An 11,708-nucleotide genomic window follows, 5' to 3' on the forward strand; every position below is an offset into this window, starting at 1 on the left:
GTCCGTCCGGGCCGGTTGTATGAGGCAATTACCTTGTGGGGCGCTACTGTGCCCCGGCAAGAGCGGCGATAACAACGGCTGTCACCGGATGCCCCCGAACGAGGGGCCGAAACCGGATGTCCGCAAGGTCGTTCGCCGACAACGTTTCCGGGGACGGGGCGGGCGAAAGCGAGCACGTCTCCACCCCCTCGTAGTGGCTCATGCGTTTCATACGACTGATGTGGCTCATACAGCTCATGCAGTGCGTGGTGCTCGTGCGGTGACTTGCGGTCAGGTCCGGTGCCGCGTGCGCCGGTTGGAGCGGTGCGGCCCTCCGGAGGACGATCCTACGTTTGCCCCCCTGGGGTGCATCAAGGGTCTCACGACGGCATATGCGAGGGGGTACGGTCCCAGTCATCCGGCAGCGCGGGAACCCGCCAGCGCGGATCGGGCCGCCAGTCCTCCCAGCCGTCCCGGAACGGCGCGCCCCAGTCGCGGATCACCTCGACGGCCGCGAGGCCCGCCTCCCGCACCCGCTGTGCGGTCCGCGGGGCCATCAGACCGACCCGCTGCGCCTGGGCGAACTCGTCCTCGTCGCGCCAGACCCAGCTGCGGTCCGGGTACACGGAGATGTCGAGAAAGTGATCCTCGGAGTCGATGCCGCCCGCCCAGCGGGTGCGCGGTTCCTCCAGGTTCACGTACCAGCTGCGGAACTGCCAGCCGGTCTCCCAGAACAGCCAGACCGACCAGGGTTCACCGGGACGGGCGAGTTTGAGAACGCCGTTGCCGAGCCAGGGCGCGCGGGCGGTGGTGCGCGGGGCGGTGTAGCGGGTGGCGAGCGGCTCGGCGTGCACCTCGGTGCCGTTCGCCAGGACCGGCTTCACGCACTCGGTGCCGGGAGCCACCCATACGGCGAGCAGCTCGTCGGTGTCCTGGACGACCGTGACGGGGCGGCAGATGTGGACCGGGCCCGGGGCCCGGTCCGGCGCGGCGTCCCGCCGCAGCGGGCCGTTGCCGCGGTAGCGCCACAGGATCTGATCGCCCGGCGCCCAGTGCTCGATGTATCCGGTACCTGCCATGGAAAGATCTTAGAGATGCCGCAGCCCGCCTGCTGCGACGCATCTCATGGGCGGGTCATGCGCGGCACGTGTCATGGATGGGTCATGCGCAGTACGTCCAGCGCCTCGTCGAGCTGCTCCACCGTGAGGTCGCCGCGCTCGACATATCCCGAGTCCAGGACCACCTCGCGGATCGTCCTGCGCTCGGCCAGGGACTTCTTGGCGACCTTCGCAGCCTCCTCGTAACCGATGTACTTGTTCAGCGGGGTGACGACGGACGGCGAGGACTCCGCGTACTCCCTGGCCCGCTCGACGTTCGCGGTGATCCCGTCGACCGTGCGGTCCGCGAGCAGCCGGGAGGCATTGGCCAGCAGCCGCACCGACTCCAGCAGATTCTTCGCGATGACCGGAAGCATCACATTCAGCTCGAAGTTGCCCGCGGCGCCCGCGACGGCGACCGTCGCGTCGTTCCCCATCACCTGGGCCGCGACCATCAGGACGGCCTCCGGAATGACCGGATTCACCTTCCCCGGCATGATCGACGAGCCCGGCTGGAGGTCGGGAAGACTGATCTCGGCCAAACCCGTGCGCGGCCCGGACGCCATCCAGCGCAGATCGTTGGAGATCTTGGTGAGCGAGACGGCGACGGTACGGAGCTGGCCCGATGTCTCCACGAGCCCGTCCCGCGCGCCCTGCGCCTCGAAGTGGTCCCTGGCCTCGGTGAGCGGCAGCCCGGTGGCGCGGGCGACCTCGGCGATGACGGCGGCGGAGAAGCCGGGCGGGGTGTTGATGCCGGTGCCGACGGCCGTGCCGCCCAGCGGCAGCTCGGCGAGGCGGGGCAGGGAGGCGCGCAGCCGCTCGACTCCGTACCGGATCTGCGCCGCGTAGCCGCCGAACTCCTGGCCCAGGGTGACGGGCGTGGCGTCCATCAGATGCGTACGCCCCGACTTCACGACCGTCGCGAACTCGGCGGACTTGCGCTCCAGGGCGGCCGCCAGATGGTCCAGCGCCGGGATCAGCTCGCCGGTGACGGCCGCGGTCGCGGCGATGTGGATGGAGGACGGGAAGACGTCGTTGGACGACTGCGAGGCGTTGACGTGGTCGTTGGGGTGGACCTCGCGGCCCAGGCGCTCGGTGGCGAGGGTGGCCACGACCTCGTTGGTGTTCATGTTGGACGAGGTGCCGGACCCGGTCTGGAAGACGTCGATGGGGAAGTGGTCGTCCCAGCTGCCCTCGGCGACCTCGTCGGCGGCCGCCCGGATGGCCAGCGCGATGTCCGGTTCGAGGACCTTCAGCTCGGCGTTCACCTTGGCCGCGGCCGCCTTGATCCTGGCCAGGGCCTCGATGTGGGCCCGCTCCAGGCGCTGCCCGGAGACCGGGAAGTTCTCCACCGCGCGCTGCGTCTGGGCCCGCCACTTCGCGTCCGCGGGCACCCTCACCTCACCCATCGAATCGTGCTCGATGCGGAAATCCGTACCGTCCGCGTGTGTGTGTGCGGCGGCCTGTGACTCGTCCATGAAGTTCAACCTCCTGAAAAAGCTGAGCACTTGTCTTGTTCTGTGTATTCCCAAGTTGCCTACCGGCCAGTAAATACCGGGAGTGCTGCATTCTTCCGGGGGACGACCCCCGTACCCCCGTGCAGCAACCCGGGGAGGCGCAATGAGGCGCACCAGGCACAGACTCCGCTGTACGGTCGCGGCCGCCGCGGCCATGGCGGCGGCATTGGGCGGGATGGCCGCAGCCACGGGACCGGCGGGCGCGGCGGACCGGTCCGGTACCACCACTACCGCATCCACCCCCCTGCCGCCCGAACTGGAGGCCGTCCGCGCCGCCGAAGCCACCCGGCTGTACGGCGACCCGGCCGAGCGCCCGCTCGCCGACCGCAGGACCGCGCTGATCTCGCTCGGCGACAGCGAGATCTCCGGCGAGGGCGTCGGCACGTACGAGGCGGGCACGAACGGCCCCGACAACTGGTGCCACCGCTCGCCCGACTCCGCCATCCACCGCACGGGCATCCCGGCCGACGTCACGTACAACGTCTCCTGCTCCGGCGCGTACACCGGCAACATCGTGATCGGCGGATCGAAGCAGTACGCCGACGAACTCGTGCAGAGCGACAGCCTCGCCATCAAGGCCCGCAACACCCGGATCAAGATGATCGTGCTGGTGGCGGGGGCCAACGACGACCTCCAGTTCGGCCCGGTCATGACGGACTGCGTCGAGCGCTGGATCCTCCTCCAGGGCGCGTGCCGGCCGAAGTACGAGGGCGGCTGGCAGGCGCGCATCGACGGACTCGTCCCCAAGGTCGAGAGGACGGTGCGCGACCTGCGGACCGTCATGTCCGACGCCGGATACGCCAACGGCGACTACAAGCTCGTGGTCATGGGCTACCCGAGCCCCATCGGCCCGGACATCTACGACAACCCCGATTTCCCCGGCAAGCTTCCCGGCGGCTGCGCCGGATACGACTCCGACGCGGCCTGGGGCCGCAACGTCGCGGTCCCCGCCTTCGAGCGCGGGATGCGCAAGGCCGCGGCCGAGACCGGAGCCGTCTACCTCGACAACTCCCGGCTCTTCCACGGCCACGAGGTCTGCAGCGAGTCCACCTGGGCCCGCGGCCTCTACATCGACCTGTCGCACTTCCCGCCGGACTCCAACTCCGTACGGCAGTCCTTCCACCCGAACGCGCGCGGCCACGCCGCCTTCGCCTCCTGCCTGACCCAGATCTACGACTCCGCTCTGCGCGAGGCGAGCTGCGCCGACCCGGCGAGCACGGGACAGCCGGTGCTCCAGCCCGCCGCGTGGGACGACGTCTTCAAGCCCCTGAAGAACGAGGCCACGGGCACCTGCGTGGACGTCCCCGCGTCCGTGACCCGCAACGACACCGGGATCACCGGCTGGGACTGCCACGGCGGCCGCAACCAGGGCTGGTGGTACGACTCCGGCACGAAGACGATCCGTACGGAACTGAGCCACGACCGGTGCCTGGACGTGCCGGGCGCCGACTACCGGGCGGGCGCCGCGCTCATCGTGTGGAACTGCTCGGGCGCGGTCAACCAGCAGTTCGTCAGGCAGTCGGGCACCCTGCGCCCGGCGGCCTCCACCGGGCTGTGCCTTACGCTCGCGGCGGCCAAGGACCCGCTGAGGCTGCAGAGCTGCGACGGCAGCGCGAAGCAGCGGTTCGCTTGAGCCCGTACGGGTGAGTGGAGGGAGGGGCGGGGCGGCCTCGGCCGTCCAGCCCCTCGCCGATGAGCCGGCCGTGCCGGCTGTGCCGACCGTGTCAGCCGGACGTCATGAACGCGCCCAGGACGGCGGCCAGATGACCGGGGTCGTCGGCCCCGCACAGCTCGCGCGCCGAGTGCATGGACAGCCCCGGCACCCCCACGTCGACCGTCGGGATACCCAGCCGGGCCGCGGTGAGCGGGCCGATGGACGTACCGCACGGCATCGCGTTGTTGGAGACGAACGGCTGCCACGGCGCGCCCGCCCGCTCGCACGCCGCCGCGAAGACCGCCATGCCGGTGCTGTCGGTGGCGTACCGCTGATTGACGTTGACCTTGACGGTGGGGCCCCCGCCCGGCAGCGGACGGTGACCCGGATCGTGCCGTTCCGCGTAGTTGGGATGTACCGCGTGCGCCATGTCGGCGGAGACGCAGAAGGCGCCGGCCAGGGCGCGCGAGAAGTCCTCGGAGCTGCCGCCGCGCGCGGTGACCGAACGGCCGAGTATCCGCTCCAGCAGAGGGCTCTGCGCACCCGTCTCCGAACCGCTGCCGACCTCCTCGTGGTCGAAGGCCGCGAGTACGGGGATGTACGAGGGCTCGTCGGCCGCGGTCGCCGCAGCCGCCAGGGCCGTCACGCCCGCATGCACCGACACCAGGTTGTCCAGTCGCGCCGACACCACGAACTCCCGGTCAGCGCCGAGGTATCCGGGCGGCTGTACGTCATGGAGCATCAGGTCCCAGCCGAGGACCTCGTCCTGGCCGACGTCCGCGGCCGCCGCGACCCTGCGCAGCAGCGCACCCTCCTCGGGCTCCCCGAGCGCCCACAGCGGGGCGAGATGGCGCTGCCGGTCGAGGGCGAGCCCCTCGTTGACCGTGCGGTCCAGATGGATGGCCAACTGGGGCACCCGCAACAGCGGTTCGTCGATCTGGACGAGCCGGGACTCGACCCCGCCGCCGGGGCCGCGCAGCGCGAGCCGTCCCGAGATGCCCAGGTCGCGGTCGAGCCAGGTGTTCAGCGGAACGCCGCCGTAGATCTCCACGGCGATCTGCCGCCAGCCGGCGGACCCGGTGTCGGGGCTGGGTTTGACCCGCAGGTTCGGGGAGTCCGTGTGGGTGCCGACGATCCGGAAGGGGGTGTGCGCGGGTGCGCCCTCGGGGACGTACCAGGCGATCAGGGCACCGGCGCGGACGACGAAGCTGCCGCCGGTCGTGCCCGTCCAGTCGTCCGTGCCGCGCAGTTCACGGAAGCCGGCCTTCTCCAGGCGCTGGGCGGCGCTCGCCACGGCGTGGTACGGGGAGGGGCTGGCCCTGATGAAGGACAGCAGGTCGTCGGCGTGGCTGCGGTGGGGAAGCGGCGTCATACGGCGTCCGCCTTTCCGGTGTTCGACGGTGACAGTGAGGGTGGGGGTGTGGGGCGCGGCTGTTTTCCGTCTCCCCGGGACTGCTTCCCGATGCCCCGGATCGGCGGAGCACTGCAGGTACGTTCGACAACCCACCGCAGCGGCCCGGCACGGCGCAAGCCCGTTGCGTGGCCCGCTGCGAGAAAGCGGCGGTGCCGGACCACTCGCCCCGGCGCCCGGCCGCGAGGTGGCCGGGGGTGTTCGGGGCCCGTGCCGGGGGCTTCCGGGGAAGCACTCGGAGGGACGGGACATGCGGCGCCTCGTGTCCGGACACGGACCGGGCCCGTCGGCCCCGCATGCCCGCGCCGAAGAATTGGCTGAATTCCGTCGCACGCGGCTGCTCACCGCACCTGCTCACTGGCGTCGGCGGCGGCTTCGGATTCGGGGGCGGCTTCGGTTTCCGTCTTCCGTGACCCCGCCACCCTGATCAGGAACACCACGGCGACCACGATGGCCACCCCGTGCGACCAGGCGACGACGGTCAGCGGGCTGTAGCTGTCGAGCGCCGCCGCGACCAGGATCATGCCGACGCCGAACCCGAGGTTCTCCACGGTCGCGGAGAGCCCGAACGCATGGCCGCGCAGATCGGCGGGGAGCGTCTGCATGTGCGAGGTGTACGAGACCTCCGTGAGCCCGTCGGCCGCCCCCGCGACCAGTGCGATCACGGCGGTTGCCGCCCAGGGGAACCCGGCGAACGCCAGAATGAACGCCCCGGACATCAGACACGTGCCGTACCCGAATCCGACCGCGCCCACCGACCGGCCGGTGCGCTTGATGCAGCGCTGGATCACCTGTTGCGCGACGACGTTGCCCAGCGCCCACAGACACCAGAACGCGCTGACGAACACGGCGGGGTGCGAGGCGTCGAGCCCGGCGGAGTAGACCGGCAGCGCGGCGTTGTGGGAGGACGAGCCGAAGGCGTCCACGCCCCGCAGCACCACCATCAGACCGAGAGCGGGCACGGCGGCCGACCTGAGGAACGCCCCCGGCACCCGCCGCCGTTCCTTCGGTTCCTTCGGTTCCTTCGGCTGGGCGTCCTCCCCGTTCTTCCTGCCTCCGCCCGCGATCGGCAGCAGGGCCACCGTTACCGCACAGACCACAAAGGTGGCCATGTCCACCACGAACGCGGCGGTGTAGCCGACCAGGGAGACCACCACGCCCGCCGAGGCGAATCCGGCCACCATTGCCAGTGAACGCCCCGTAATGGAAAGGGAGTTGGCCCAGGAGCGCCGTTCGTCACCGACCATCTCGGGAATGGAACTGCGCAGCGACACCATGAAAAGCGTTCCGCAGGCGCCGACCACCACGGAAACGGCCATCAGCGCGGCCGTCCGCATCCCCTGCGGCGCGAAGACCAGCAACAGCATCACCGCCGCCTGCGCCACATTCGTCCACAGCATGAGGCTCTTGGCCGTGAATCGGGCGAGCAGACCACCGGCGGCCAGTCCGGCGAGAAATCCGGACCCCAGGCGCACGGCCATGAACAGGCCCATCGCAAGCGCTCTGCCCGTCGTCTCGTAGACGAACAGATTGAGCGCCACCATATTCAGGAAGGTGCCGTACGAAGAGAGGGAGTATCCGGCGACGAGGAATCGATAACGGCGCTCGCCGCGTGCGGCGCCGGCCGGATCGGCGCTCGGCTCGACGTCCGGATCGGCCCCCGGTGCGCGGTCCGGCCCGTCGTCGGCCTGTTCGATGTCGTGCGTCACCGGCCCATACTCGGCCCGCGGCCGTGCTCGGCCACGGCCCGCGGATTGCACGAATGTAATCTGCATGGTTGTGAAGGACGATCATTTTGGTCCACGGGTGTGTGATTGCCGCGAATCATCACCGGACCGTGCCTGCGACACGGCCCTCGCGGTCTACCGGCGCGCGCTCACGGTCGGATCCCTTCCGGCGGGCGAGGTGCCCCGCTGCCTGAGCACCCTGCGTCTGATGGTGGAGGACCGCGGCTCACCGGGCCGACTCATACCCGTACCGCCGGAGACCGCCTCGTTCGACGCGCTCGGGCCCATCGAGGAGGCGATCGCCCGCCAGCGCCGCACACTGCGCTCGACCCGTGCCGCGCTCGCCGTGTTCGAGGGTCTGTACGCCGATGTGCACCGGCTCGAACAGCCCGCCCTCACCCGGCTCACCGGCGCGGCCGTCATCGGCAAGGCGCTCGACGCGGGCGTCGCGGGCTGCCACGAGGAGGTCCGCACCGCCCACCCGGGCGGCGGCCGCCCCGCGCACGTACTGGAGGAGTCGCTGCCCCGGGACCTGCGCAATCTGAGGCGGGGCATCCGGCAGCGGACGATCTACCAGCACACCGTCCGCTCGGACCGTACGACGCTCGCGTACATCGAGCGGGTGACCACCGAGGGTGCCGAGGTCAGAACGCTCTCCGAGGTCGTCGACCGGATCATCGTCTTCGACCGGAACCTCGCGTTCGTCCCGTACTCCGACGAGCCGTACAACGCCCTGCGCATCCAGCATCCGGCGCTGGTCCGCTTCCTGGTCCGGCACTTCGACGAGGCCTGGGCCCGCTCGGTCCCGGTCCGCCCGGAACGCGTACCGCTGCGTACCCCGGTCGTCACCTCCGACCTGCAGCGGACCATCCTGCAGGCGGTCGTGGGCGGCGAGACCGACGAGTCGATCGCCCGCCGGCTCGGGATGAGCCGCCGCAGCGTCGCCGAGCACGTGCGGCGGGTGTCGGAGCAGCTGGGCAGCAACAGCCGCGCCCAACTCGGCTACCTGGTCGCGACGTCGGGCCTGCTGGAGGCATGAGAACGGGGAGCGGGAACGGCCCGCGGGGGCGCCCCGGACGCCGGAATGCGGCCGGAACACCCCCACGGGAAGGCGTCCTTGGTACGTCTGTACGCTCCCTCAGCCACCCATCAGGCGAGACCCGGACCCCGCACCGGAATGCTGGTGAACGTCGGTGCCGGGGCGGGCTCGGTGAAGAAGTCGTTGCCCTTGTCGTCCACGACGATGAAGGCGGGGAAGTCCTCGACCTCGATCCTCCACACCGCCTCCATGCCGAGCTCCTCGTACTCGACGACCTCGACCTTCTTGATGCAGTCCTGCGCCAGGCGCGCCGCCGGTCCGCCGATCGAGCCGAGGTAGAAACCGCCGTGCGCGTCGCACGCGTCGGTGACCTGCTTGGACCGGTTGCCCTTGGCGAGCATCACCTTGGAGCCGCCCGCCGCCTGGAACTGCGCGACGTAACTGTCCATGCGCCCGGCCGTCGTCGGGCCGAAGGAGCCGGAGGCGTATCCCTCGGGGGTCTTCGCCGGGCCCGCGTAGTAGACCGGGTGGTCCTTGAGGTACTGCGGCATCTCCTCGCCCGCGTCCAGCCGCTCCTTGATCTTGGCGTGCGCGATGTCGCGCGCCACGACCAGCGGGCCGGTCAGCGAGAGCCGGGTCTTGACCGGGTACTTGGTCAGCTCGGTGAGGATCTCGTCCATCGGCCGGTTGAGGTCGATCTTCACGACGTCACCCGCCTCGTCGAGGTGCTCGTCCGTGGTGTCCGGCAGGAAGCGCGCCGGGTCCTTCTCCAGCTGCTCCAGGAAGACGCCCTCGGCGGTGATCTTCGCGGTGGCCTGGCGGTCCGCCGAGCAGGACACGGCGATCGCGACGGGCAGCGAGGCGCCGTGCCGCGGCAGGCGCACCACGCGCACGTCGTGGCAGAAGTACTTGCCGCCGAACTGGGCGCCGATGCCGATCTTCTGCGTCAGCTCGAAGACCTTCTCCTCCAGCTCCTTGTCCCGGAAGCCGTGACCGGTGGGGGAGCCCTCGGCGGGCAGCTCGTCCAGGTAGTGCGCGGAGGCGTACTTCGCGGTCTTCAGCGCGAACTCGGCCGACGTACCGCCGACGACGATCGCCAGGTGGTACGGCGGGCAGGCCGCCGTACCCAGCGAACGGATCTTCTCCTCCAGGAACTTCATCATGGAGGCCTCGTTCAGCACGGCCTTCGTCTCCTGGAAGAGGAACGACTTGTTGGCCGAGCCGCCGCCCTTCGCCATGAAGAGGAATTTGTAGGCGCCGCCGTCGGTGGCGTACAGCTCGATCTGCGCCGGCAGATTCGAGCCGGTGTTCTTCTCCTCCCACATGGTGAGCGGAGCCATCTGCGAATAACGCAGATTGAGCTTGGTGTACGCGTCGAAGATGCCGTGCGACAGGGCCTCTTCGTCACCGCCCTCGGTGAGTACGTTCTGCCCGCGCTTGCCCATGACGATCGCGGTGCCGGTGTCCTGGCACATCGGCAGGACACCCGCGGCGGCGATGTTCGCGTTCTTCAGCAGGTCGAGCGCGACGAACTTGTCGTTGGACGAGGCCTCGGGGTCGTCCACGATCCGCCGCAGCTGCGCCAGGTGGGCGGGGCGCAGATAGTGCGAGATGTCGTGCATGGCCTCGGCGGCCAGGGTGCGCAGAGCTTCCGGGGCGACCTTGAGGAACGTACGACCGTCGGCCTCGAAGGTGGAGACACCCTCGGAGGTCACCAGACGGTACGGCGTGGTGTCCTCTCCCAGGGGGAGCAGATCGGAGTACGCAAACTCTGGCATTACGGCCATTCCTCACTCGGCAGACAGCGGCTGGCCTCCCTTGGACAGCGCACCCACCAGGGTAGAACGCCGCGCGGACACCGAACCTGTGAGGTAAGGCTCAGTTCGGCATCCGTACGGAGGGGGCATGGCGGGACGGGGGCCGCTCGGCGGCGGCGACACGGCGGGGGCGGGGCGGGGGCTAGTCGCGATCTATCGCGTTTGGGTACGCTGAGCCGGTGGACCTCGAAAAGCACCCCCAGCAGCCCGTAGCCCCGGCGGAGCCGGGCGGCATCCGCGCCTCGGACGCGGACCGCGACCGGATCGCGGACATCCTGCGCGAGGCCATGGCCGAGGGCCGGCTCACCGCCGAGGAGCACGCCGAGCGGGTCGACGCGGTCTACCGCGCCAAGACCGTCGGCGAACTCGAACCGCTGGTACGGGATCTGCCCGCCCCCGCAGGTGGCTCCCGCCCGGCCGCCGAGCCCGGCGTCCACGGCTACGAGAGTCCGACGGGGCCCGCCGAGAACCTGGTGGCGATCTTCAGCAGCTCCACCCGCAAGGGCCGTTGGCGGGTCGGCGGCCGTACGAACGCCTTCGCGCTCTTCGGGAGCGTGGAGATCGATCTGACCGAGGCGCTTTTCGGTCAGAGGCTCACGGTGGTCAATGCGACGTCCATCTTCGGAAGTGTCGAGATCAGGGTTCCCGAGAACATCTCGCTGCGCGGCAGCGGCACGGGCGTCTTCGGTAATTTCGAAGTCGCCACACTGGAATCCGCGGACCCCGAAGCGCCGGTCGTCGTCGTCAACGGCTATTCGGTGTTCGGCACCGTCGAGGCGAAGCCCAAGCGGGGCAAGTTCATTGCGGATCTCCAGGACCGACTGCGCAAATACCTCGGCTAGGGCGGCTCCGGGCTCCTACGAGCTGCTTCGGGCTCCTTCGAAAACAAGCCATATTCCTGGCGGGACGCAATTTCGCGGCCCGGGGCAAAGTGCCACGCAGTGCATAGGAGCGCGCACAGCGGGTAGGGAGTGCTGCATCGTCTCTCGCTCGCGAAGCCGTCGTCAGGAGTAGACCGTGCTGCAACTGCCGCATCAGCCCCTGCAGGTCGCCGCCGTGCCTGCCCAGCGCACCCCCGCGCGGGAGGACCAGGCAGGCCCCTGGCACTCGGAGGCGGTGTGCCGCCGGGACGAGGCCGGGCTGTTCTTCGCCCCGTCGAAGGAGCCGACTGCTGCCAGACTGGCGCGAGAGGAGTCCGCGAAGCGGGTCTGCGCGCGCTGCCCGGTGATGGTCGAATGCCAGGAACACGCCCTCATACAACCGGAGCCGTACGGCGTGTGGGGCGGCCTCACCGCCGCCGAACGCCGCGTGGTGCTCGCCCGCCGCAGACGGCGCGAGATGGAACTCAAGGCATCGTCCGCGTCCTCCACCGCATCGACCCGCATAGCCGCAGCGGGCTGACCCGCGGCCGGGGCAAGGGGACGCCGGGCCCGCCCTGCCGCGAGCGCACCGCGGGGCCTTCACGTC

The 11,708-nt window shown here is 70.2% G+C and carries 9 protein-coding genes; 4 read left to right on the forward strand and 5 right to left on the reverse strand.

Features of this window, described 5'->3' with window-relative positions:
• Positions 1–359: 359 nt before the first annotated feature.
• Complete coding sequence (gene fomD, locus OG507_RS26120; protein WP_327369606.1) at positions 360–1,058, reverse strand: cytidylyl-2-hydroxypropylphosphonate hydrolase; 699 nt, start codon at positions 1,056–1,058, stop codon at positions 360–362.
• A gap of 71 nt (positions 1,059–1,129) precedes the next feature.
• Positions 1,130–2,554 (reverse strand): class II fumarate hydratase, encoded by a 1,425-nt coding sequence (locus OG507_RS26125; protein ID WP_327369607.1) that lies wholly within the window; start codon positions 2,552–2,554, stop codon positions 1,130–1,132.
• Between the two features lie 142 nt (positions 2,555–2,696).
• Between OG507_RS26125 and OG507_RS26130 the strand changes: the two genes are divergently transcribed.
• Positions 2,697–4,226: a ricin-type beta-trefoil lectin domain protein gene (locus tag OG507_RS26130; RefSeq protein ID WP_327369608.1), complete on the forward strand. Its 1,530-nt coding sequence runs from the start codon at positions 2,697–2,699 to the stop codon at positions 4,224–4,226.
• A 91-nt stretch (positions 4,227–4,317) separates the two neighbouring features.
• Here OG507_RS26130 and OG507_RS26135 read toward each other — a convergent pair whose 3' ends face one another.
• Both OG507_RS26135 and OG507_RS26140 read right to left on the reverse strand, forming a co-directional pair.
• On the reverse strand, positions 4,318–5,619 hold the full coding sequence (locus OG507_RS26135) for a M18 family aminopeptidase (protein ID WP_327369609.1): 1,302 nt from the start codon (positions 5,617–5,619) through the stop codon (positions 4,318–4,320).
• A gap of 380 nt (positions 5,620–5,999) precedes the next feature.
• A complete protein-coding gene (locus OG507_RS26140; protein WP_442811116.1) occupies positions 6,000–7,202 on the reverse strand; it encodes an MFS transporter in 1,203 nt (400 codons plus the stop codon).
• A 235-nt stretch (positions 7,203–7,437) separates the two neighbouring features.
• On the opposite strand from OG507_RS26140, the gene OG507_RS26145 reads away from it, so the two are divergent.
• Positions 7,438–8,424: a LuxR C-terminal-related transcriptional regulator gene (locus OG507_RS26145; protein WP_327372093.1), complete on the forward strand. Its 987-nt coding sequence runs from the start codon at positions 7,438–7,440 to the stop codon at positions 8,422–8,424.
• A gap of 110 nt (positions 8,425–8,534) precedes the next feature.
• Here OG507_RS26145 and OG507_RS26150 read toward each other — a convergent pair whose 3' ends face one another.
• Positions 8,535–10,202, reverse strand: a complete 1,668-nt coding sequence (locus OG507_RS26150; RefSeq protein WP_327369611.1) for a fumarate hydratase — start codon at positions 10,200–10,202, stop codon at positions 8,535–8,537.
• Between the two features lie 218 nt (positions 10,203–10,420).
• Here OG507_RS26150 and OG507_RS26155 point away from each other — a divergent pair, with 218 nt between their 5' ends.
• Both OG507_RS26155 and OG507_RS26160 read left to right on the forward strand, forming a co-directional pair.
• Positions 10,421–11,083 carry a DUF1707 SHOCT-like domain-containing protein gene (locus OG507_RS26155; protein ID WP_327369612.1) on the forward strand — a complete coding sequence of 221 codons (663 nt, stop codon included), beginning with the start codon at positions 10,421–10,423 and terminating at the stop codon, positions 11,081–11,083.
• A 175-nt stretch (positions 11,084–11,258) separates the two neighbouring features.
• Positions 11,259–11,642, forward strand: coding sequence for a WhiB family transcriptional regulator (locus OG507_RS26160; RefSeq protein WP_327369613.1), 384 nt, complete (start codon positions 11,259–11,261; stop codon positions 11,640–11,642).
• Positions 11,643–11,708 lie beyond the last annotated feature (66 nt).

It is taken from the genome of Streptomyces sp. NBC_01217 (assembly GCF_035994185.1).
In the GTDB taxonomy this organism is placed as follows: Bacteria; Actinomycetota; Actinomycetes; order Streptomycetales; family Streptomycetaceae; genus Streptomyces.